This window comes from Ruminococcus sp. RTP21204st1_B2_RTP21204_210225, assembly GCF_040914135.1.
GTDB classification, from domain to species: domain Bacteria; phylum Bacillota; class Clostridia; order Oscillospirales; family Ruminococcaceae; genus Hominimerdicola; species Hominimerdicola aceti.
This window is the reverse complement of sequence record NZ_JBCPGA010000005.1, coordinates 11,942-34,621: the sequence shown is the minus strand read 5'-3', so window position 1 is coordinate 34,621 and position 22,680 is coordinate 11,942. Positions and strand designations below refer to the sequence as shown.

Genomic DNA, 22,680 nt, shown 5'->3' with positions numbered 1-22,680 from the left:
TAAAAATAAATGTAATATAATGATTAAAACAACTGTTCGATTGAGGAGGCATTTATGGATAAGTTTCAGCTTGTTTCAGATTATAAGCTATCGGGCGACCAGCCTGAGGCGGTGGACGCTCTGGTAAAGGGTATCGAAAGCGGCATGAGAGAGCAGACCCTTATGGGCGTTACTGGTTCCGGCAAGACCTTTACTATGGCAAACGTTATTGCTAGGATAAACCGTCCAACGCTCGTGCTTGCCCATAATAAGATACTTGCCGCTCAGCTTTGCTCTGAGTTCAAGGAGTTTTTTCCGAACAATGCCGTGGAATATTTCGTGTCCTACTATGACTATTATCAGCCTGAAGCCTATGTGCCTAGCAAGGACGTTTATATCGAAAAGGACAGCTCCGTTAATGACGAGATAGATAAGCTCCGCCATTCCGCTACATCCGCTATCGCCGAACGCCGTGACGTTATCATCGTCGCCAGCGTTTCTTGTATCTACTCCCTTGGTGACCCTGAGGAGTATAAGTCCATGGTGGTGTCTATACGTCGTGGTATGGAGAAATCCCGTGACAGACTTATCGCTGACCTTGTGGGTATCCAGTATGAGCGTAACGATATAAATTTCGTGAGAACCAAGTTTCGTGTCAGGGGAGATGTGGTGGAGATATTCCCTGCAAATTCTACAGACACTGCCATAAGAGTGGAGTTCTTCGGAGATGAGATAGACCGTATCACTGAAATAAACGTAGTGACTGGCGAGGTGCTTTGCTCACTTGCTCACGCTGCAATTTTCCCTGCTTCCCATTATATTGTCAGCCGTGATAAAATGCATGACGCTATCGAGGAGATAAAGCAGGAGCTTGACGAGCGTATCAAGTATTTCAAAGACAACGATATGCTTATCGAAGCTCAGCGTATCGCACAGCGCACCAACTATGATATTGAGATGTTGGAAGAGATAGGCTTTTGCAGCGGTATCGAGAACTATTCCCGTGTGCTTGCAAGACGTCCCGCAGGCTCTACGCCGTTCACTTTGCTTGACTTCCTACCTGAGGATTTTGTGCTTTTCGTGGACGAGTCACACGTTTCTCTGCCGCAGGTAAGAGGTATGTATGCAGGCGACAGAGCAAGAAAACAGACCCTTGTTGACTATGGCTTTCGCCTACCGTCAGCAATGGACAACAGACCGCTGACCTTTGATGAGTTCTATTCTCATATCAATCAGGCGGTTTTCGTGTCAGCTACCCCAGGACCTATTGAGCAGGAAAGGTCACAGCAGATAGTTGAGCAGGTAATAAGACCGACAGGTCTGCTTGACCCTGAGATAATCGTAAAGCCGACTGAGGGTCAGATAGAGGATTTGCTCAGCGAGATAAATATGCGTACCGCTAAAAATCAGCGTGTGCTTGTTACTACTCTTACAAAGAAAATGGCTGAGGATCTCACAAATTATCTCAAGAGCTTTGACGTAAAGGTGAGATATATGCACCACGATATCGACACTATCGAGCGTATGGAGATAATCCGTGACCTGCGACTGGGCGAGTTTGATGTGCTCGTTGGTATCAACCTTTTGCGTGAGGGTCTTGACCTGCCTGAGGTAACTCTTGTGGCTATACTTGATGCTGATAAAGAGGGCTTCCTGCGTTCTGAAAGCGCACTTATACAGACCATTGGCAGAGCCGCACGAAACGCTGAGGGCAAGGTAATAATGTATGCCGACACGGTAACACGCTCAATGGAAAAGGCTATCACCGAAACAGAACGCCGACGTGCAATACAGATGAAGTTCAACAAAGAACACGGCATAGTTCCGAAAACTATCGTCAAGGATATAAGAGATGTAATAGAGATATCCACCAAGGAAGAGGTGGAATACGAAGCAAGGCAGAAAACAAAGCTTTCAAAGCAGGAAACTGCAAAGCTCATAGAAAAGCTCACCAAGGAAATGAAAGAGGCGGCAAAGCTGCTTGAATTTGAGCACGCCGCATTCTTGCGTGATAAAATTGCGGAGTTAAAGGGTGAGAAGAAATGACAGAGCTTTATTTATCCGATTTGATGAAGCTTGGCGGTATCGACCCTGACGAAGCAGTGCTTATAAGGCACTCTGTCGGCGACATAGCATTTGCAAAATGCTATGAAAACGGCTCTGAGAGCATTGAACAGTATACACGCCTGCAAGCGGAGCGTTTTTCTGACGGCTTTAAATATTGGCTGGTTTTCATTGGCGAAAAGGGCAGAGGTACTAGATTTTTCGGGGCTTATACAGTAAAAGGCAAACACCCTGCCACGCCTGATAATATGCCCACAGGTTTTCCTGTGCCTGAGATGTTTGAAAGAAATGTTTATCAATATGACCTAGAAGCAAACGATTTTCTTTCGGATTATCAGGGAAGATTAGTCATAGATTGGGGCAACGCCGCAGTTGCATGGCACCAAAAAGCCACAAACCCTAAGAAAATAATAGCTGTGAACTCACAAGATTTTGTGGGCTATGATAACTTGATATTGAGCTTTGGACAGCTTAAAGATATTGTTGAAAAGCCTAATGTCTATGATAAATACATCTCAGCCCTGAGTGCTGTAAAAGCTGTTTATCTTATCGCTGACCGAAAAACAGGCAAGCAATATATAGGCTCTTCCACAGGTTCTGACGGACTTTTCGGCAGGTGGAAAGAGTATGTAAAAACTTTTCACGGCGGAAACAGCGGTATAAGAGATTATCTTGCCATATCATTAGATAGCTACAAAGATTTTCAGTTTTCCATTCTTCAGATATTTTCAATGAATGAGTCCAAAGAGAAAATACTGAATTGTGAAGCCTTGTGGAAAAATAAACTTCTGACCAAAGATTTTGGTCTAAATGATAATTAGTGAGAAAATGTAGGGGCGAACACCCTTCGCCCGCCTGCATATCAATATGTGATTTTTCAATACCAATAAGGAGAGTAAAGAATACCAATGCCAATTAACGAGATAGTTATAAAAGGTGCAAGAGAGCATAATCTCAAAAATGTTGATGTTACCATACCGAGAGATAAGCTTGTTGTTATGACAGGTCTTTCGGGTTCGGGTAAATCTTCTCTTGCATTCGATACCATATACGCTGACGGACAAAGACGTTATGTTGAGTCGCTGTCATCTTATGCGAGAATGTTTTTGGGTCAAATGGATAAGCCTGATGTTGACAGCATAGAGGGGCTTTCCCCTGCTATATCCATAGACCAAAAGACTACCTCCAAAAACCCACGTTCAACTGTTGGAACAGTCACCGAGATATACGACTATCTCAGACTGCTTTACGCTCGTATAGGCGTGCCGCACTGTCCTGTCTGCGGAAGAGAGATATGTCAGCAGACAGTGGATCAGATCGTGGATAAGATAATGGAGCTTGACGAGGGTACAAAGATTCAGCTTTTAGCGCCTATCGTCAGAGGACGTAAGGGCGAGCATACAAAAGAGCTTGACCGTGCAAGAAAGTCGGGCTATGTGAGAGTGCGTATCGACGGCATAACCTATGACCTTTCGGAAGAGATAAAAATAGAGAAAAATAAAAAGCACACTATCGAGATAGTCGTTGACCGACTTGTTATCAAAGAGGGCATAAAGTCCCGTCTTACCGACAGTATTGAAACTGTTTCTTCGCTTACAGGGGGACTTGTAGGGGTTGACGTTATCGGCGGAGAGGAAATGCTTTTCTCACAGAATTATGCCTGCCCTGAGCATGGTGTATCCATTGACGAGCTGACACCGAGAATGTTCTCATTCAACAATCCTTTCGGTGCTTGCGAAAAGTGTACTGGTCTTGGCGTGTTCAAGAAGATAGACCCTGAGCTTATTATCCCTAACAAAGACCTTTCCATAAGACAGGGCGCAATCAAAGCCAGTGGCTGGAACAGCCTTGAAGAAGGCTCTATCGCCATGATGTATTTCAACGCCATTTCTGAGACCTACGGCATATCCCTTGACGAGCCTGTGAAAAACCTCGACAAGGACGCTATAGACATTTTCCTTTACGGCACGCAGGGTCAGAAGCTTCACCTAAAGCGTGGCAATAAGTTCTATAAGGCTGACTATCAGGCTGAATTTGAGGGCGTTATACCAAACCTTGAAAGACGTTACAAGGAATCCAACAGCGATTGGGCAAAGGCTGATATAGAAGCTTATATGAGCGATGAAAAGTGTCCTGCCTGCCACGGTGAAAGGCTTAAAAAAGAAAGCCTGAGCGTTACAGTTGGTGGAATAAATATCGCAGAGCTTTGTCACAAGTCGGTGGCAAAGGCACTGGAGTTTTTTGAAAACCTTGAGATAAGCGACCGTGACAAGCTTATCGGTGAGCAGATAATAAAAGAGATAAAGTCACGTCTTGGCTTTCTCAAAAGCGTGGGACTTGAATATCTCACCCTGTCACGTTCCGCAGGTACTCTCTCAGGCGGTGAGAGCCAGCGTATAAGGCTTGCAACGCAGATAGGCTCATCACTTGTGGGTGTGCTGTATATCCTTGACGAGCCGTCTATCGGTCTGCACCAGCGTGACAATGACAAGCTTATCGCAACGCTGAAAAGACTTCGTGACCTTGGCAACACCCTCATAGTGGTAGAGCATGACGAGGACACAATGCGTGCGGCAGATTTCGTGGTTGACGTTGGACCAGGAGCAGGCATTCACGGCGGTGAGATAGTCTGCGCAGGAACTGTTGATGATATAATGAAGTGCAAGCGTTCTATTACAGGACAGTATCTCAGCGGTGCAAAGAAAATACCTGTCCCTGAAACACGCAGACAGGGCAACGGCAAGTATCTGAAAGTCATCGGTGCAACACAGAACAATCTGAAAAACATAGATGTTGAGATACCTCTCGGCACTTTCACCTGCGTAACAGGTGTGTCAGGCTCAGGCAAATCATCACTTGTGAACGAGATAATCTATAAGGAACTTGCAGGCAGGCTCAACCGTGCGAAGATACGCTCTGGAGCATTCAAGGAAATGCAGGGGATAGAGCATCTTGATAAGGTCATTGATATCGACCAGTCGCCAATAGGCAGAACGCCAAGGTCTAACCCTGCCACTTATACAGGCGTTTTCACGGATATCAGAGAGCTTTTCGCACAGACTGCTGACGCAAAGATGAAAGGCTACGGTGCAGGACGTTTCTCATTCAACGTCAAAGGCGGAAGATGTGAAGCCTGCGAGGGCGACGGAATAATCAAGATAGAAATGCACTTTTTGCCTGACGTGTATGTGCCATGCGAAGTCTGCGGTGGTATGAGATACAACCGTGAAACGCTGGAAGTTAGATATAAGGGCAAGAACATTTATGACGTGCTTGAAATGACAGTAGAGGAGGGCGTTGAGTTTTTCAGTGCTATCCCTAAAATAAGCCGTAAGCTTGAAACACTGTATGAAGTTGGTCTTGGCTATGTGAAGATAGGACAGGCAGCGACCACCCTTTCAGGCGGTGAAGCGCAGAGAGTCAAGCTTGCCACAGAGCTTTCAAAGAGAGCCACAGGCAGAACTATATATATCCTAGACGAGCCGACTACAGGACTTCACACTGCGGACGTGCATAAGCTTATAGAGGTATTGCAGAAGCTTGCAGACGGCGGAAACACAGTGCTTGTTATCGAGCATAATCTTGACGTCATAAAGACCGCAGATCATATCATAGACTTAGGACCTGAGGGTGGCGACGGCGGCGGAACTATCGTCTGCACAGGCACGCCTGAGGAAATTGCGGCTTGCGACAGGTCTTATACGGGACAGTATTTGAGGAAGATGCTGTAGGCAAGTTTAAGTGAGGAGTGAGGAATGAGGAATTGGCATAGCTGACCCTTGTGGCTCTTCAGTACGAGGTAAATGTATGCACTTTGTTTGTTCTGCTATGTAGTGCAGAGGGGTGCAGAAATGAAACTACCAAACTAAATAATAATCAAAGCGGTGTCGAGAAATAAAACTCACACCGCTTTTTCTATAACTCAAACAAAGCACCAGCAAAGAGCGTAGCGATTTTGCGGCAGTAGAACCTTTCCCGAATAATCTGTAGGGGCGAACAGCGTTCGCCCGTGCTCAGAACTTGTACAAATTCAGAACTGTAGGGGAGTTTTTTACGTTTGCCAAACAGCGTAATAATCAGGGTTTATTTCTTCGACGGGCGAACAGTGTTCGCCCCTACACATTATTTTAGCAAATACCGAATATAAATATCTCGGTGATGAACTTGTTTAAGCTAAAAATCAAAAATACGACTTATGGAATTTCATTCAGCTTTTTCTTTGTTATAGCCCTCGTGACGATATGTTCTGCGACCCAAACGGAAAAATTGCTCATGACCCTTGTGAGCTGCGCACTCCACGAATTGGGTCACCTCGTGCTCATGACCGCTTTCGGAAGCTCACCGCAGGAAATTGTTGTCTATGGAGGCGGTATCCGCATTTCCCCTGATAATAAACAGCTGTCTAAATACCACGATCTTGCTGTGCTTTTCGGTGGTGCAGCAGTAAATTTTGCCCTCTGCCTGCTGTCATATATGGCAAATGGTGGTGGCTTTTTCTGTCAGGTGAACCTGCTGCTGGGTACGCTTAATCTCTTGCCCTTTCGCTATTTTGACGGCGGCAGGATATTCGCCCTGCTGGCGGACGGCAAGGTCTGCGAACTTTTCAGGGCTCTGTTTATCCTACTCTCAGCTGCGGCAATGGTTTATATGATCCTCCACGGCACTGTGAGCGTTTCTTTTGCCGCAACTTTCTGCTTTATCGTCCTCTCTGAAGTCATATATTAACACTTTGCTTATTGCTTTTGTAATAAATTTTTGGTATAATGATATGAAATGCTTATGTATCTGTAGGGGCGAACAGTGTTCGCCCGTTTCACCTCACTTTGTGTATTGCTCTCGCTTTACTTGGTGCGGTGAGATAGTACAGACATTCAATATCGGAGGATAAAACTTTGGAAGAATTAAAAAAGAAAATAGAAAAGCTGCTGCTTAAAGTGCAGCGTCCGTCAAGGTATATCGGCGGCGAGGTGGGCAGCGTTGTAAAGGATAAGGATAAGGTGGACGTGCGCTTTGCCTTCTGCTTCCCTGATACCTACGAGGTGGGTATGTCACACCTTGGCATGAAGATACTTTACGGTCTGAAAAATGCCCGTGAAAATTGGTGGTGCGAGCGTGTTTTCATGCCTGAGGAGGACTATAACAAGCTTATGCGTGAGAACGATATCCCACTTTACGCTCTTGAGAGCCTTGACCCTATAAAGGATTTCGACTTCATCGGCTTTACGCTCATGTATGAGCTTTCTTATAATAATGTGCTTGAAATGCTCGACCTTGCAGGTGTGCCGGTGCTTGCAAAGGACAGAACTGAGCTTACACCTCTTGTTATCGCAGGCGGTCCGTGTGCCTGCAACCCTGAGCCTATGGCTGACTTTTTCGACCTGTTCATTCTTGGCGAGGGTGAGGAAGTCAACGTTGAGCTTCTTGAGCTTTACGAGAGAATGAAGCCTTTGAAGCCTACTAAGCAGGAGTTTCTAAGAGAAGCCGCAAAGCTGGAGGGTGTTTATGTTCCGTCATTCTATGACGTGGATTACAATGAGGACGGCACAGTGAAGTCTATCACGCCAAACGTCCCTGAGGCACCTGCTAGGGTCAAAAAGCGTGTTATAAAGGATTTTGATAAGGTATATTACCCAGAGGGATTTGTTGTGCCGTTCACTCAGATAGTCCATGACAGAGCGGTGGTTGAGGTACTGAGAGGGTGCATAAGAGGCTGTCGATTCTGTCAGGCAGGCTTTATCTACCGCCCATTCAGAGAGAAAAGCATCGACACCATAAAGAACGAAACAAAGTCCCTTTGCGAGCAGACAGGCTATGAGGAAGTTTCTCTTTCGTCACTGTCAACAAGCGACTATACAGAGATAAACAAGCTTTTGGAAAATCTTGTGGAATACACCGACGGCGAGCAGATAAACCTTTCACTGCCTTCGCTGCGAATAGACAATTTCAGTGAAGAACTTTTGGAGAAAATAAAGTCCGTAAGAAAAAGCGGTCTGACCTTTGCACCTGAAGCAGGCACTCAGCGTCTGCGTGACGTAATAAACAAAAACATAACCGAAGACGAGATAATGCGTACCTGTCGCACTGCCTTTGAGGGCGGTTACAGCACTGTAAAGCTTTATTTCATGCTTGGTCTTCCAGAGGAAACGCTGGAGGACGTTGAGGGTATCGCAAAGCTTGCACAGAAAGTCCTTGACCTTTATTACGAAACACCAAAAGAAAAGCGTGGCAAGAGCGTGCAGATATCAGTTTCTACTGCAACATTCGTACCAAAGCCTTTTACTCCGTTCGAGTTCGAGCCACAGGCAACTCCCGAGGAGATAAAAGAGAAACAGGAACACCTTTTCAAAAGTCTTACAAGCCGTAAGATACGCCTTAGCACTCACCAATCCTATACATCTATATTGGAAGCAGTTCTTGCAAGGGGTGACAGACGTCTTGGCAAGGCGATATACACCGCATGGAAAAAGGGTTGCTATCTTGACGGCTGGGACGAGCATTTCAAGGCTGACAAGTGGCAGGAAGCATTTGAGGAGTGCGGGCTTGATACAAGTTTCTATGCTCACCGCAGACGTTCTTATGACGAGATAGCGCCGTGGTCGCACCTTGATTATCTTGTGAGCCATGAGTTTTTCGTTCGTGAGAACAAGAAAGCACATCAGGCAGTGACTACACGAAACTGCAAAGAGGGCTGTTCAGGCTGTGGCATAAAATGCGAATACGGAGGTGTTTACTGTGGCAAACGCTGAGCCGAAGAATGTAAATCTCCGTTTGGAGAGATTTGAATACAGAGCGGTATTTTCAAAAACAGGCAGGGCGAAATACATTTCTCATCTTGACCTTATGAGAGCCTTTCAGCGAGTGTTCAAAAGGGCGCACCTGCCAATATGGCACACTCAGGGTTTCAATCCCCATGTGTATATAATGTTCCCACTGGCGTTGCCACTTGGCACTGACAGCAGGGTAGAGATAATGGACTTTGCTCTCACTGAGGATATCCCATACGGCGAGGTCTTGGAGCGAATGAATGCACAAACGCCTGTTGGTCTGGAGATAGTGAGCGTTTCAAAGCCTGAGCATAAGCATACCGACATTACAGCGGCGGAGTATGTGGCAAGGCTGAAAACGGATAAGAGCGTACATGAAGTGGCGGAGCTTTTCGGCAAGTTCATAGCACTTGACAAGATAGAGATAGAAAAGCGAACCAAGAAAAAGACTATCAATCTTGTGGATATAAAGCCACATATCACAGTGCTTGACAGCAAAGAGCTAGAGGACAGCTTTGAGGTGACATTAAGGCTGCCGTGCGGAAGCTCTTTCAATCTTAATGTGAACGTAGTCATAGACACGTTCTGTGAGCGTTATGGTATAGAAATATCGGAAATTTATACAGAACGTACAAAAATACTCATGACAAATGGCGAAAATTTTATATAAATATCCTTGCAAAAGGTTTTGAGATGTGGTATAATATTAAAGCATTTGAATTACCGTCGGTTCTTCCGACGAGAGTTAATGCCACGCCTTTGAACGAAAGGCACGACATTAAAGCGGGCAGTCCTCTGGCTTTGCAGCGATAGCTGCTATAAAGCGAATGAATGTCTGAAAATATTAAGGAGGAATTTAAAGTGGACGCTTTAAAGCAGATTTCTAATTCAAGCCTTAAATCCGAGGCACCTGTTATCAATGTTGGTGATACAGTAAAGGTACACGTAAGAATTACAGAGGGTGACAAGTCCAGAATCCAGGTATTCGAGGGCACAGTTATCGCTAAGAAGCACGGTGGAATCCACGAGACATTCACAGTTCGTAGAGTAGCTCACGGCTGTGGAATCGAGAGAGTTTTCCCTGTTCATTCACCTGTAGTTGAAAAGGTAGAGGTTGTACGTAGCGGTAAGGTTCGCCGTGCTAAGCTCTATTATCTCCGTGACAGAGTTGGTAAGGCAGCTAAGGTCAAGGAAGCTATCAGATAATTCTTTCTATAAAAAACGAGTCGGCTTTGGTCGGCTCTTTTTTTTATATCCACGACTGAGTTGTTCGCACGATATACGGTAGGGGCGAACAGCGTTCGCCTGCATATATCGCCCGACAATTTTATGATATTCGTACATTCGTTATATTTTCACAAACCATGTAGGGCGTCGTCCCCTACAGTTCTGAATTTGTACAAGTTCTGAGCGTGGGCGAACACTGTTCGCCCCTACAGATTATTTGGGATAGTTTGTCTTGCCGCAAAATCACATGACATTTCACCGTCACATTGTACAAAATATCAGTACTTGATTTGTGCAAACAAATGATTTATATTTTAATTTGGCAACATTTCTGCAATTGTTGCATTTTTTATGCAACAAAACGCCTTTTTTTCTGGATAAGTAGAGGGGGATAATTTCCTCTGCTTCACAGAGAAAGGACGATAAAAATGGCAAAGAATTTTCACACAGACAACAAAGCGTTCATGATTTACAAAGACTGGGAGGACATTTTTCAGGCGCTTGACAGCAGCGAAGAGATAGGCGAGCTTGTCATGGCGCTGTTTGCTTATGCAAAGAGGGGAGAAACACCAAAGCTGTCAGGCGGAGCAAAGATAGCGTTTCTTATGATGAGGGCTGCTATCGAGCGTGACGGCATTGCATGGGAAGAGATGTGTGCTCAAAGGAGCGAGTGCGGTAAAAAGGGCGGCAGACCTAAAAAGTCTGATGAGTCAGGGAATACTGATGAAAAAGCTGAGCAGACAGCTGCATCAGCAGATAATGCAGAAGAAAAACCTCAGGGTATAAATGATACCGCAGAAAAACCAAAAGCTTTTTCACAAACCAAAAGGTTTTCAGAAAAAGCAAAAAAAGCTGATAAAGATATAGATATAGATAAAGACAAAGATACAGATATAGATATAGACAAAGATACAGATAAAGACAAAGATAAAGATAAAGATATAGATAAAGAGAAAAAGAAAGACGCAGGGACAGCGAAGTCTGTCGTCAGGTCTTTCGGCACACACAAAAATATAATGCTCACATCAGAGCAGTATAACGAGCTTGAAAGCAGGTGTCGGTCTGTCGGTCTGTCTTTAGAGAGCTATATATCTAAATTATCTCAATGGCTGTTTACCAAGGGCAGGCACTGCACAGACCCATACCGCATAATCTCAGGTTGGATTGACAATGATTCAAAGAGAAAGACTGCGGCAAAGCCCAAAGAAAAACAAGGCTGCGATCTGTCGTGGTATGATGACTTTGCCATGAATTTTGATCTGTCAAAGTTTTTTTAGGCAATATCAAAAAGAAATTTATCTCACCCCCTTGTAATTTGTTTTGAAATTTGATATAATAAATCTATATGAGTATTTGACGGCTTTTGCCGCCTTTGGATAAAGGATCGAGGCTTTTATGGACGATAATAAAAAATTCGGCGACGTTTCTCAGGAGGATATTGACATGGCTAAAAAAGCCGCCCCTGACGACCTAAAGGAAAAACAGCCCGTGAATGTTATGGACGAGGTCTTTGAATGGGCTGAATCTTTTGTGTTCGCTATGTTTATGGTGATCCTGATATTTACTTTTTTCTTCAGGATAGTTCTTGTTCAGGGACCTTCTATGCGTGAGACTTTGCAGGATCAGGACAGACTTATAATCACTCACATAAATTATACACCCCAAAAGGGCGATATCGTTGTTATCAACAGCGAAAAGCTTGGCAAAACTATAATCAAGCGTGTTATCGGCACCGGTGGAGATAAGGTTGTCGTTGATTATAATAACAACACCGTTACAGTAAACGGTAAGGTCATTTCAAATGACAATATCAGGGAAGCTATGTATAACACTAATCTCTTCGATGAGAAATATGAAGTGGAAGAAAATGTTTTTGAGTATGACGTGCCTGAGGGCAAGCTGTTCGTCATGGGCGATAACAGAAATAATTCCACAGACAGCAGAAGGATAGGCTTTATCGACCCGTCTGACGTGCTTGGTAAGGCAGTTTTAAGGCTTTATCCATTTGACAGCTTTGGTAAGGTAAGTTGAAAAAGCAGGGTAAAAGAGCTGTTGATAATCTGTTCGACTTTCTTGAGATCATAGTCATGGCAATGTTCGTGGTCGTGCTTGTTTTTACTTTTGTGTTTAGAACAGTGAATGTACAAGGACAGTCAATGCAGGACACTCTTTTTGAAAATGATTCTCTTGTTATATCAAAACTGCTTTATACGCCAAAGCAGGGGGATATAGTTGTGGTCAACTCGTCTGTTCTTGACAATAGGATAATCAAACGTATCATTGCCGTAGAAGGGCAAAAGGTCGAGATAGACAACAAGTCGGCTATAGTCAAGGTCAACGGAGCAGTGCTTGATGAGAGCTATATTAAGTGCGACGGCAGCTTTGATGACGAGTATTTTGATGAAAGATACTATAATAAAGAAAGTGAAGTTTATGAATATGAAGTGCCTGCAGGATGTTGCTTTGTAATGGGCGACAACCGAAATCATTCCACAGACAGCCGTGTAATAGGATATGTGCCTTATGACGAGATAGTCGGCAGGGTTCTGTTTCGATTTGCGGCAGGCAATGATGAGGGCGTTGGTAAGGTAGATTGAGTTAGAGTAAGGAGGAAGATATGAGCGAAGTATCTCACGTTCAGTGGTTTCCTGGACATATGGCAAAAACACGCCGTATAATGGCGTCAAATCTAAAGCTTGTGGACGCAGTTGTGGAAATAACTGACGCTCGTATCCCGTTTTCAAGCAGAAACCCTGAAATGAAGCGTATCGTAGGCTCAAAGCCAAGGCTTGTGCTTCTCAACAAGGCTGATTCAGCCGATCCGGAAGTAACGGCAATGTGGCTCGACTATTATGCAAAACAGGGAATCACAGCACTTGCTACAGATTGTAGGAGTGGCAAAAACGTAAGTAAGTTTTATGGAAAGCTCAAAGAGCTTTTAAAGGACGATATTGAGAAATGGAATGCCAAGGGTATGTCTGGCAGACCTATAAGAATAATGATAGTGGGTATACCAAACGTTGGCAAGTCGTCATTTATAAACAGACTTGCAGGGTCAAGGCTTGCAAAAGTTGAGGACAGACCCGGTGTTACAAGAGGTAAACAGTGGGTGAAGCTTGACGAGGGCTTTGAACTTTTGGATATGCCGGGTGTGCTGTGGCCTAAGTTTGAGGATAAGCTTGTTGGCGAAAGGCTCGCTTTCACAGGTGCAGTCAAGGACGATATCATGGACATGGAATATCTTGCCTGTCGTCTGCTTGAGTTTTTGAAAGAGAACTATCCTGAGCTTATCGAGAAACGTTATGGCATCAGAACAGACGATATAGAGCCTGCTGACGAGGAAACTATCGGCTGTGTGGTAGGCTTTGAGCTTCTTGAAAGAATAGGCAGAAAGCGTGGCTTTTTAGTTTCTGGCGGAGAGATAAATACCGAAAGGGCAGCCATTACAGTTATGGACGAGTTCAGAAACGGTACTCTCGGCAGACTTACTCTTGAAAAACCAAAGGGGTATTGATATGACGCTCAGCGAGTTTGACAACGAGATAAGAAAAGATTATAACGTGGTGTGCGGCTGCGATGAAGCTGGCAGAGGTCCTCTTGCAGGAGATGTGTTTGCAGCGGCTGTGATATTTGATAAGGACACGGTTATAGAGGGGATAAACGACAGCAAAAAGCTTACAGCGAAAAAGCGTGAGGAGCTTTTTGATGAGATAATGGAAAAAGCAGTTGACTTTTCTATACAGACCGCAACAGTGGAAGAGATAGAGGATATAAATATACTTAACGCCGCAATGCTTGCAATGAAAAGAGCGGTGGAGGATATGGACACAAAGCCTGATGTCTGCCTTATCGACGGGAACAAGACCCCTGAGGGGCTTGAATGTCCAGCCATAGCGGTGGTAAAGGGAGATGCCAAAAGTCAGGCAGTGGCGGCGGCTTCAATTCTTGCAAAGGTCGCAAGGGACAGGTATATGGAGCAAATGGCTGAACAATATCCTGAGTATCGGTTTGAGAAGCATAAGGGCTATGGCACAAAGCTCCACTATCAGATGATAGACCAGTATGGACCATGCGGTATACATAGAATGAGTTTTCTCAAAAAGTATTATGCAAAGAAAAATGGGCATTGACCATACCCAGCGCCGAAAGGCGGGCAATATCGGGGAGGACGCAGTTTGCGGCTTTCTTGTAAGACACGGGTATGAGATAATAAAGAGGAATTTTACCGTCAGAGGCGGTGAAATAGATATAATCGCAGAGAAAGCGGATATCATAGCCTTCGTGGAGGTCAAAACTAGGGAGCATGGCTCTCTTACCTCCGCTGAAGAGGCTGTTGATCCGGTCAAGCAGCGGCGTATCGTTCAGACAGCACAGGCTTTTTGTAAGGGGATTTTAGAGCCTGTGTGCTGTCGGTTCGATGTTGCGGCGGTGGAGCTGGAGAACGGCAGAGTCAAAAAGCTGAGATATTATGTGAACGCTTTTGATGCAAGTATGAAATAAAGACCATGGGTCGGATATGCCGAACGAACTGTGTCTGTAGGGGCGAACACTGTTCGCCCGTGACGTGGAATGTTAGACGTTATCTGAACAAATGGTCTGTAAATAACCGACACCTGTCGGACATCTAAAACAAGAAGGGTTGTTGTTTATGTTTTACAAAAGTACAAGAAACAGCGAAGTAAAGGTTTCGTCTGCACAGGCGATAGCACAGGGCATTTCTGAGGACGGCGGTCTTTTCGTTCCGTCTGAGATACCTGCCATAACACTTGATGATATCAAGGCTCTTGGCGAAAAAAGCTACGCTGAGAGAGCATTTTTCGTTTTCTCAAAGTACCTCACAGATTTCACAGAGGCTGAGATACGCTACTGTGTAGAGGGTGCTTACAACACAAAGAATTTCGACACAGACAATATCGCAGAGCTTGCTCACCTTTTTGACGGCACTTATATGCTCGAACTGTGGCATGGTCCAACTTGTGCATTTAAGGATATGGCTCTCCAGATACTTCCATATCTGCTCACAACTTCTATCAAGAAGCTTGGCGTTGACAAGAAGGTAGTTATCCTCGTTGCTACATCAGGCGACACTGGCAAGGCTGCTCTCGAGGGCTTCAAGGACGTTGAGGGTACAGAGATACTGGTGTTCTATCCTGAGGACGGCGTTTCAGCTATGCAGAAAAAGCAGATGACAACTCAGGAGGGCGGCAACGTTGGCGTTTGCGCTATCAAGGGCAACTTTGACGACGCTCAGACAGGTGTTAAGACAATCTTCACAAGCAAGGAAACTGCCGACAAGCTTGCTGAGAACGGCATGATGTTCTCCTCTGCAAACTCTATCAACTGGGGCAGACTTGCACCACAGATAATCTACTATGTATCTACATACGCTCAGCTTGTTGCTGACGGCGAGATCGAGCTTGGCGATAAGATAAATATTGTTGTTCCAACAGGCAACTTCGGTAATATCCTTGCAGGCTACTATGCAAAGCATATGGGCGTTCCTGTTAATAAGCTTATCTGCGCTTCAAACGCAAATAACGTCCTCACAGACTTTATAAAGACAGGTATTTATGACAGAAATCGTCCGTTCCATACAACTATCTCACCTTCTATGGATATCCTTATTTCCTCTAACCTTGAAAGACTTCTCTATCACCTTAGCGGCTCTGATGACGCTCAGATAAGAGAGTGGTTCGGCAGCCTTTCCAAGACTGGCAGATATGAGGTAACAGACGAAGTGAAGAAGGCTATCACTGACGAGTTCTATGCAGGCTGCTGCGACGATGAGCAGACAAAGGCTTGCATCAAGGAGATCTATGACGAGTATTCTTACACTTGCGACACTCACACAGCCGTTGCAGTGAAGGTATACAAGGACTATGCGGCTGCTACAGGCGACAAGACAAAGACTGTTATCGCTTCAACAGCAAGCCCATATAAGTTCTCAGGCTCAGTTCTTGCAGCTATCGGTAAGGATACAAACGCTGACGAGTTCGGTCTTGTTGACGAGCTTGCCGAGGTTTCAAAGATACCTGTTCCTGCTTCACTTGCTGCACTTAAGAATAAGGAAGTAAGATTCACAAAGGTGATCGACAAGGCTGATATGAAGGACTACATCTACTCAGCTCTGGGTATTTGATATGTACCCGTCCGACTATTGTCGGGCGGAGGTCAGCGCACAGCGTATGTCCACTGACCATGGCGAGGGGAATTAGCCTCTTGCCTTGAATGTCTTGCACTCTGTTTCGTCACAGCAGTTAGGGTCGGTGCAGGTACAGCCTACATTGATCTTGCCTGCGGTACATTCGCAGTTGTTGCTGTTGTAAACGCAGTTGTCTACGTTGCAGTGGATACCGTAAATTCTATCCTTCTCCATTTGTACATCGCTCCTTCTGCAGCTTTTTGCTGCAAAAGTAGTATGTGCATGAGTGGTCGGGATAATACATGAAGTTTCTGGAATGGAGGAAAAACCGTGAGCCTATTTGCCATTGCCGACTTGCATTTGTCGCTGGGTACAGATAAACCAATGGATATATTCGGTGGCTGGTCTGACTATGTGACAAAGCTTGAAACAAACTGGCAGAACAAAGTTCGTCCTGAGGACACTGTGGTGATACCGGGTGATATCTCGTGGGGAATGAATTTTGAGCAGTCGAAAAAAGACTTCGAGTTCATAAATAAGCTAAACGGCAGAAAAATAATATCCAAGGGCAATCACGATTATTGGTGGAACACCAAGAACAAAATGGATAAATTTTTCGCAGAAAACGGTTTTGATACCATAAATATCCTGCATAATAATCATTACAGCTATAATGGCTACGGCATATGCGGAACGAGAGGCTGGATAAGCGATAATGGTGAACCTGCAGATCAGAAGGTTCTGGCAAGGGAAGCAGGCAGACTTGCACTCTCTATCGAGTCTGCGCAAAAGGCAGGCTTAGAGCCTGTGGTGTTTTTGCATTATCCGCCGCTTTTCGGCAATAGCTGCAATTATGATATGCTTGAAGTTCTTCATAAATACGGCATAAAAAAGTGTTTTTACGGACACCTTCACGGAAGAGCCCACGCTTATGCAATAAACGGCACTCGTGACGGAGTGGAATATCGGCTTATAGCTAGTGATTTCTTGCATTTTGACCCATTGGACATAACGAAAATTGTGCAAAGTGACAATTTATAAAAAAATGCTGGAAATGACAATATATTTGTGCTATAATGTATAAGATACATTTATATAATGGAGGAATAATAAATGAGTTTAAAAGCTACAAACAATGTTGAAACCAATAAGTACGAGCTTGAGATCGAGATCTCTGCTGAGGATTTTGAGGCTGCAATAGAGAAAGCTTATCTTAAAGCAAGAAAGAATATCGCTATGCCTGGCTTCCGTAAGGGTAAGGCTCCTAGAAAGCTTATCGAAAAGGAATACGGCGAGCAGGTATTTTTTGAGGACGCTGTAAATCTTCTGTACGCTCCTGTTGTAAACGGCGCAGTTGAAGAGTCCGGTCTGGAACTTGTTACTCGCCCAGAGGTAGAGGTAACTGAGATCAGCAAGGAAAACGGTGTAAAGCTCAAGGCAACTTGCATCACAAAGCCTGAGGTTGAAGTTAAGGACTATAAGGGTATAGAAGTTGAAAAAGTTGTCAATCCTGTAACTGATGAGGATATCAACAAGCAGCTTGACGCTCTCAGAGAGAAGAATGTAACTGTTGAGACAGTTGACGACAGAGCTGCTGAGAACGGTGATGACGTTGTTATCGACTTCGAGGGCTTCAAGGACGATGTTGCTTTCGAGGGTGGTAAGGCAGAGGATTTCACACTGTCACTTGGAAGCGGTCAGTTCATTCCTGGCTTTGAGGATCAGATCGTTGGTCACAACGCTGGTGAGGATTTCGACATCAACGTAACATTCCCTGATGAGTATCAGGTAAAGGAACTTGCAGGCGCACCTGCTGTATTCAAGATCAAGCTCAAGAGCATATCAAAGAAGGTTATGCCTGAGCTGGACGATGATATGGTAAAGGATTCAACAGAGTTCGATACAGTTGACGAATACAAGGCTGACGTTAAGAAGAAGCTTGAGGAAGCTAACGAGAAGCACGCTGATTCTGAGGTAGAGGCTAAGATATTCGATAAGGTCATCGAGAACATGACAGCTGAGATCCCACAGGTTATGTTTGACAACAGAGTAAACGAGATGATCAGCGAGCTGGAGCAGAGACTTGCACCACAGGGCATCTCACTTGATCTCTATATGCAGTATACAGGTCAGACTATCGACACTGTAAAGAAGGCATATGCTGAGCAGGCTGAGAAGCAGGTCAAGCTCAGACTTGCACTTGAAAAGATCGCAAAGCTTGAGAATATCGAGGTAACTGAGGACGAGCTTAAGGCTGAGTTCGATAAGCTTGCTGAGGCTTACAAGCTTGACGTTGACCAGATCAAGCAGTTTATCCATGATGACGACCTTAAGAAGGATATTGCAGTTGGCAAGGCTGTTGACCTTATCAAGGACGCAGCAGTTATAAAGTAAGATAATTTATGCTTTCGCCCGCATGACCTTATGCGGGCGAAAATAGATTAAGGAGGCAATTTTATGGCATTGGTACCTTATGTAGTGGAACAGACAAGCAGAGGCGAGAGAAGCTATGACATTTATTCCCGCCTGCTCAATGACAGAATAATCATGCTCTGCGACCAGATAGACGACGCAGTGGCAAGCGTAGTAGTGGCACAGCTGCTTTATCTTGAGGGACAGGATCCTGAAAAGGATATCGACCTTTATATAAACAGCCCTGGAGGAGTTATCACTGCCGGCATGGCTATCTATGATACTATCCAGTATATCAAGTGCGACGTGTCAACTATATGCATGGGTATGGCTGCTTCAATGGGTTCATTCCTGCTTTCAAGCGGCACAAAGGGTAAGAGATTTGCTCTGCCAAACAGTGAGATACTCATTCATCAGCCTCTTATCGCAGGCGGCGGAATTTCTGGTCAGTGTACAGATATCAAGATACATTCTGACCACATGGTTAAGACCAGAGAGAAGCTCAACAGGATACTTGCCCAGAACACAGGCAAGCCTATCGAGCAGATCAACATCGACACTGAGCGTGACAATTATATGACAGCTCAGGAGGCTCTTGAATACGGTCTTATCGATAAGGTAATAACTAACAGATAGGTTCGGTGAAATAAATGGCTAATGATACAATAAGAAAATGCTCGTTCTGCGGCAAGCCTGAGGACAAGGTTAGAACACTTTTTTCAGCAGGCACGAGCCACATTTGTGACGAGTGTGTACTTTATTGCTATAATGTTCTGGCTGAGCAGGAGGGACTTCCTACAACGAAGCAGCGCGGCAAGGGTAAAAATTCAGCTGACAGCGGCATAACCCTTAAGAAGCCTGCGGAGATAAAGGCAGTTCTTGACGAGTATGTTATCGGGCAGGAGGAAGCAAAGATAGCGCTTTCTGTTGCGGTATACAATCATTACAAGAGAATTTTGTCACTTAATGACGATGATGACGTAGAGATACAGAAAAGCAACGTTTTGCTTCTTGGACCAACAGGAACAGGAAAGACTTTGCTTGCACAGACTTTGGCAAGGCTTCTAAACGTGCCTTTTGCTATTGCTGACGCTACCACGCTCACAGAGGCAGGCTATGTAGGCGATGATGTTGAAAACGTGCTTACAAGGCTTATTCAGGCGGCAGATTATAATGTTGAAGCGGCTCAGAACGGTATTATTTATATCGACGAGATCGATAAGATATCAAGAAAATCGGAGAACGTTTCTATCACAAGAGATGTAAGCGGTGAGGGCGTACAGCAGGCGCTTCTTAAGATAGTAGAGGGCTGTGTGTCCAATGTGCCTCCACAGGGTGGCAGAAAGCACCCACATCAGGAGTTCATACAGATAGACACCAAAAACATTCTGTTTATCTGTGGCGGAGCTTTTGAGGGACTTGACAGTGTTATCAAGAAGCGTACAGAGTCATCATCACTTGGTTTTGGCGGAAAGGTCAAGAGCAAGGAGGATGATAACAATGTGATGAAGAGGGTAGTACCACACGATCTTGTTAAGTTCGGTATCGTACCAGAGCTTGTGGGCAGACTTCCTGTTATCACGGTTCTTGACGAGCTTGATGAGGACGCACTTTGCAGGATCTTGACAGAGCCAAAGAACTCGCTTATCAAGCAATATACAAAGCTTTTCAAGCTTGACAACATCGATTTTGAGATCACAGAGGACGCAAAGCGAGAGATTGCCAAGAGGACTATTGAAGAAAAGACAGGAGCAAGAGGACTTAGGGCGATAGTTGAGAAGATACTCACAAAGCTCATGTTTGAAGCACCATCTGATGATGAGATAGTTGGCATAAAGATTACGGCTGAATGTGTTCGTGGCGAAGCAGAGCCTGAGATAACTCGTGCGGTAAGCTCGGCCAGAAAGAAATAATAGTACAAATCTTTGTACAGATAAATGAGAGGTGGAGTATTCTGCCTCTTTTTTTGTTGCATTTCTGCATTATCCGCACATTATTTATTTGTTTAACAAACCATGTAGGGGCTGGCGCCCTCGACAGCCCGCTTTTTGGACGTTACATCTTGTAATTTATTGCACAAACTTTGAGAAAACGCACAATTTGTGGTAGGGACGAGCATTGTTCGCTCGTTTCGGTCGCTTGCATAAATTTGTCACAATCAAAAAAATTCGACACTTCGATATCGGGACGTCGGGGGCGCCGTCCCCTACATTTTGTTGTTTACGATACGAGGTCATGAAGCTAATGGGCGACACTCCCCACTTTGACCGCTTTTTCCCTTGAATTATGCGGAAATATGTGCTATACTAAAGAAAATACACTATAGGGGGTATCCATATGAATGAACTTATCCAACAGTTTATTACTGATGAAGTCACTGCTCTCACTTACTCCGACCTTTGGAACTTCGTCAACTCCAACTCCATTTGCCGTGGTACTTTCGAGGGCAATAATCACATTATCATGAAAATCTCCTCTAATCAATTCATTATTTATCGCATTTGCCTTGGTATGGAAAACACCAAATATCAGGAAGCTGTTCTTGTTGCAAAAACCTACCTGCTTAAAAAGATAAATAGCATGGCTTATCAGCTTCATTTAGAGGATATTCAAAACATTTTAGACTAATTGCTTTTAAGGAGATCATAAAATGAGTGTGCCTTTGGCTGAACGAATTAGACCCAAAACCCTTGATGATATTGTGGGACAGACCCACCTGTTAGGCGAAAATAAGCCACTTAGACGTATTATCGAAAGCGGTAAAATACCAAATATGATTTTTTATGGTCCGTCAGGTGTTGGCAAGACCACGGTCGCAAGAATGATAGCAAATAATGCTAATATGACTATGCATAAGCTTAACGGCACAAGTGCTTCTATTGCTGATATCAAGCAGATAGTTGCTGAAACTGAGACACTCAGCGGCATTAATGGTATCTTGCTTTATCTTGACGAGATACAGTATCTTAACAAAAAACAACAGCAATCGCTTCTTGAATACATTGAAAACGGCAAGATAACTCTTATCGCTTCTACCACTGAAAATCCGTATTTTTATGTGTACAATGCTATAATTAGCCGTTCAACTGTGTTTGAGTTCAAGCCGCTGACTTCGGAGGAGATCTTGCCTGCAATAAAGCGTGCTTTTCAGCTTATGGCTGATGAGTTGGGGCTGAAACTGCGTCTTGAAAATGGTGTGTTGGAGCATATCGCAAGGGGCTGTGGTGGTGATGTGAGAAAGTCAATAAATACAGTGGAGCTTTGCATACTTTCGGCAGATAATGACGGTGAAAAGCTCACCGTGAACCTTGATAATGTGAAGCTTCTTACTCAGCGTAGCAATATGCGCTATGACCGTGCAGGCGATGAGCATTATGATATTCTGTCGGCTTTGCAGAAGTCCATAAGAGGTTCTGACGAGAACGCCGCACTTCATTATGCCGCACGGCTTATGGAAGCTGGGGATATCATTTCTCTGTGCAGACGGCTGCTTGTTATCGCAAGCGAGGATATAGGACTTGCGTATCCTATGGCGGCGGTAGTGACGAAATCCTGCGTTGATTCGGCATTGCAGTTGGGTCTGCCTGAAGCAAGGATACCATTGGCGGAAGCTGTGGTTCTTCTTGCCACTGCGCCAAAATCAAATTCTGCTGAATCAGCAATAGACGCAGCTTTAGCAGATGTGAGAAATGGTGATTTTGGAGATTATCCAAGGCATTTGCAGAATAAGCATTTTGACGGTGAGGGCGCAAAAGTGAAAGGACAGCACTATCTTTATCCTCATGACTTTCCAAACCATTGGGTAAAACAGCAGTATCTGCCTGATAAGCTTGTGGGGAGGACTTATTATCAGTATGGTGAGAATAAGACGGAGCAAATGGCGAAAGCGTATTGGGAGAAGATAAAGAAGTGAGAAATGGAAAAAACGAAAAGAGCGAAGCAATTTTGCGGCAGTAAAACCTATTCTCCATAAAAAAATTAATCGCCGCAGGCGATACCTTAATTCCTCACTCCTCACTCCTCATTCCTCATTCCTCAATCAAAAAAATTTTCGTTGACATCAAAAGAAAAATACGCTATAATAAAAGAGAA

Annotated in this window: 21 protein-coding genes; 20 read left to right on the top strand and 1 reads right to left on the bottom strand. The window is 44.5% G+C overall.

Annotated elements, in window-relative coordinates; genetic code table 11:
- Positions 1 to 54 precede the first annotated feature (54 nt).
- The 14 genes from uvrB to thrC all read left to right on the top strand — a co-directional run bounded on the left by uvrB (position 55) and on the right by thrC (position 16,173).
- On the top strand, positions 55 to 2,025 hold the full coding sequence (gene uvrB, locus AB5123_RS03170) for an excinuclease ABC subunit UvrB (protein ID WP_368364518.1): 1,971 nt from the start codon (positions 55 to 57) through the stop codon (positions 2,023 to 2,025).
- Positions 2,022 to 2,864 (top strand): GIY-YIG nuclease family protein, encoded by an 843-nt coding sequence (locus tag AB5123_RS03165; RefSeq protein ID WP_117923497.1) that lies wholly within the window; start codon positions 2,022 to 2,024, stop codon positions 2,862 to 2,864. The genes uvrB and AB5123_RS03165 overlap by 4 nt, the downstream gene beginning before the upstream one ends.
- Before the next feature lie 87 nt (positions 2,865 to 2,951).
- Entirely contained in the window at positions 2,952 to 5,774 is a 2,823-nt protein-coding gene (gene uvrA / locus AB5123_RS03160; protein ID WP_368364517.1) for an excinuclease ABC subunit UvrA, read from the top strand.
- Positions 5,775 to 6,207: 433 nt separating this feature from the next.
- Complete coding sequence (locus AB5123_RS03155; RefSeq protein ID WP_368364516.1) at positions 6,208 to 6,768, top strand: peptidase M50; 561 nt, start codon at positions 6,208 to 6,210, stop codon at positions 6,766 to 6,768.
- Between the two features lie 167 nt (positions 6,769 to 6,935).
- Positions 6,936 to 8,789, top strand: a complete 1,854-nt coding sequence (locus AB5123_RS03150; protein WP_117905167.1) for a TIGR03960 family B12-binding radical SAM protein — start codon at positions 6,936 to 6,938, stop codon at positions 8,787 to 8,789.
- Complete coding sequence (locus tag AB5123_RS03145) at positions 8,776 to 9,477, top strand: TIGR03936 family radical SAM-associated protein (protein WP_265290456.1); 702 nt, start codon at positions 8,776 to 8,778, stop codon at positions 9,475 to 9,477. The genes AB5123_RS03150 and AB5123_RS03145 overlap by 14 nt, the downstream gene beginning before the upstream one ends.
- 191 nt (positions 9,478 to 9,668) lie before the next feature.
- Positions 9,669 to 10,013, top strand: a complete 345-nt coding sequence (rplS, locus tag AB5123_RS03140; RefSeq protein WP_022286692.1) for a 50S ribosomal protein L19 — start codon at positions 9,669 to 9,671, stop codon at positions 10,011 to 10,013.
- 449 nt (positions 10,014 to 10,462) lie between these two features.
- Positions 10,463 to 11,311, top strand: coding sequence for a DUF6291 domain-containing protein (locus AB5123_RS03135; protein ID WP_368364515.1), 849 nt, complete (start codon positions 10,463 to 10,465; stop codon positions 11,309 to 11,311).
- Between the two features lie 118 nt (positions 11,312 to 11,429).
- A complete protein-coding gene (lepB, locus tag AB5123_RS03130; protein ID WP_368364514.1) occupies positions 11,430 to 12,065 on the top strand; it encodes a signal peptidase I in 636 nt (211 codons plus the stop codon).
- The gene (lepB, locus tag AB5123_RS03125) at positions 12,062 to 12,631 is read left to right on the top strand and encodes a signal peptidase I (protein WP_051706516.1); all 570 of its coding nucleotides are present in this window, start codon (positions 12,062 to 12,064) and stop codon (positions 12,629 to 12,631) included. Before lepB (AB5123_RS03130) ends, lepB (AB5123_RS03125) begins: the two co-directional genes overlap by 4 nt.
- A 20-nt stretch (positions 12,632 to 12,651) precedes the next feature.
- Positions 12,652 to 13,548, top strand: coding sequence for a ribosome biogenesis GTPase YlqF (gene ylqF, locus AB5123_RS03120; protein ID WP_022286696.1), 897 nt, complete (start codon positions 12,652 to 12,654; stop codon positions 13,546 to 13,548).
- 1 nt (position 13,549) lies between these two features.
- On the top strand, positions 13,550 to 14,164 hold the full coding sequence (locus AB5123_RS03115) for a ribonuclease HII (protein WP_038671652.1): 615 nt from the start codon (positions 13,550 to 13,552) through the stop codon (positions 14,162 to 14,164).
- Positions 14,142 to 14,534: a YraN family protein gene (locus AB5123_RS03110; protein ID WP_242991939.1), complete on the top strand. Its 393-nt coding sequence runs from the start codon at positions 14,142 to 14,144 to the stop codon at positions 14,532 to 14,534. The genes AB5123_RS03115 and AB5123_RS03110 overlap by 23 nt, the downstream gene beginning before the upstream one ends.
- A gap of 148 nt (positions 14,535 to 14,682) precedes the next feature.
- On the top strand, positions 14,683 to 16,173 hold the full coding sequence (gene thrC / locus AB5123_RS03105) for a threonine synthase (RefSeq protein WP_368364513.1): 1,491 nt from the start codon (positions 14,683 to 14,685) through the stop codon (positions 16,171 to 16,173).
- 72 nt (positions 16,174 to 16,245) lie between these two features.
- Here thrC and AB5123_RS03100 read toward each other — a convergent pair whose 3' ends face one another.
- Entirely contained in the window at positions 16,246 to 16,410 is a 165-nt protein-coding gene (locus AB5123_RS03100; RefSeq protein ID WP_022286700.1) for a DUF1540 domain-containing protein, read from the bottom strand.
- Positions 16,411 to 16,506: 96 nt separating this feature from the next.
- Here AB5123_RS03100 and AB5123_RS03095 point away from each other — a divergent pair, with 96 nt between their 5' ends.
- From AB5123_RS03095 to AB5123_RS03070, 6 genes are all read left to right on the top strand, one after another.
- On the top strand, positions 16,507 to 17,217 hold the full coding sequence (locus tag AB5123_RS03095) for a metallophosphoesterase (RefSeq protein ID WP_302839007.1): 711 nt from the start codon (positions 16,507 to 16,509) through the stop codon (positions 17,215 to 17,217).
- Positions 17,218 to 17,289: 72 nt separating this feature from the next.
- The gene (tig, locus tag AB5123_RS03090; RefSeq protein ID WP_038671658.1) at positions 17,290 to 18,570 is read left to right on the top strand and encodes a trigger factor; all 1,281 of its coding nucleotides are present in this window, start codon (positions 17,290 to 17,292) and stop codon (positions 18,568 to 18,570) included.
- Positions 18,571 to 18,633: 63 nt separating this feature from the next.
- Entirely contained in the window at positions 18,634 to 19,224 is a 591-nt protein-coding gene (clpP, locus tag AB5123_RS03085) for an ATP-dependent Clp endopeptidase proteolytic subunit ClpP (protein ID WP_022286703.1), read from the top strand.
- A 14-nt stretch (positions 19,225 to 19,238) separates the two neighbouring features.
- Positions 19,239 to 20,501, top strand: coding sequence for an ATP-dependent Clp protease ATP-binding subunit ClpX (clpX, locus tag AB5123_RS03080; RefSeq protein WP_046439817.1), 1,263 nt, complete (start codon positions 19,239 to 19,241; stop codon positions 20,499 to 20,501).
- Between the two features lie 424 nt (positions 20,502 to 20,925).
- Complete coding sequence (locus AB5123_RS03075) at positions 20,926 to 21,216, top strand: hypothetical protein (RefSeq protein WP_022286705.1); 291 nt, start codon at positions 20,926 to 20,928, stop codon at positions 21,214 to 21,216.
- Between the two features lie 22 nt (positions 21,217 to 21,238).
- On the top strand, positions 21,239 to 22,501 hold the full coding sequence (locus AB5123_RS03070; protein ID WP_046439815.1) for a replication-associated recombination protein A: 1,263 nt from the start codon (positions 21,239 to 21,241) through the stop codon (positions 22,499 to 22,501).
- The last annotated feature ends 179 nt before the right edge of the window (positions 22,502 to 22,680 follow it).

What these genes read in the sequence shown, in the direction of transcription:
- uvrB (WP_368364518.1), top strand. Translation starts at nt 55, where the DNA reads ATGGATAAGTTTCAGCTTGTTTCAGATTATAAGCTATCGGGCGACCAG.
- AB5123_RS03165 (WP_117923497.1), top strand. Translation starts at nt 2,022, where the DNA reads ATGACAGAGCTTTATTTATCCGATTTGATGAAGCTTGGCGGTATCGAC.
- uvrA (WP_368364517.1), top strand. Translation starts at nt 2,952, where the DNA reads ATGCCAATTAACGAGATAGTTATAAAAGGTGCAAGAGAGCATAATCTC.
- AB5123_RS03135 (WP_368364515.1), top strand. Translation starts at nt 10,463, where the DNA reads ATGGCAAAGAATTTTCACACAGACAACAAAGCGTTCATGATTTACAAA.
- lepB (WP_368364514.1), top strand. Translation starts at nt 11,430, where the DNA reads ATGGACGATAATAAAAAATTCGGCGACGTTTCTCAGGAGGATATTGAC.
- ylqF (WP_022286696.1), top strand. Translation starts at nt 12,652, where the DNA reads ATGAGCGAAGTATCTCACGTTCAGTGGTTTCCTGGACATATGGCAAAA.
- AB5123_RS03115 (WP_038671652.1), top strand. Translation starts at nt 13,550, where the DNA reads ATGACGCTCAGCGAGTTTGACAACGAGATAAGAAAAGATTATAACGTG.
- AB5123_RS03110 (WP_242991939.1), top strand. Translation starts at nt 14,142, where the DNA reads ATGCAAAGAAAAATGGGCATTGACCATACCCAGCGCCGAAAGGCGGGC.
- thrC (WP_368364513.1), top strand. Translation starts at nt 14,683, where the DNA reads ATGTTTTACAAAAGTACAAGAAACAGCGAAGTAAAGGTTTCGTCTGCA.
- AB5123_RS03100 (WP_022286700.1), bottom strand. Translation starts at nt 16,410, where the DNA reads ATGGAGAAGGATAGAATTTACGGTATCCACTGCAACGTAGACAACTGC.
- tig (WP_038671658.1), top strand. Translation starts at nt 17,290, where the DNA reads ATGAGTTTAAAAGCTACAAACAATGTTGAAACCAATAAGTACGAGCTT.
- clpP (WP_022286703.1), top strand. Translation starts at nt 18,634, where the DNA reads ATGGCATTGGTACCTTATGTAGTGGAACAGACAAGCAGAGGCGAGAGA.
- clpX (WP_046439817.1), top strand. Translation starts at nt 19,239, where the DNA reads ATGGCTAATGATACAATAAGAAAATGCTCGTTCTGCGGCAAGCCTGAG.
- AB5123_RS03075 (WP_022286705.1), top strand. Translation starts at nt 20,926, where the DNA reads ATGAATGAACTTATCCAACAGTTTATTACTGATGAAGTCACTGCTCTC.
- AB5123_RS03070 (WP_046439815.1), top strand. Translation starts at nt 21,239, where the DNA reads ATGAGTGTGCCTTTGGCTGAACGAATTAGACCCAAAACCCTTGATGAT.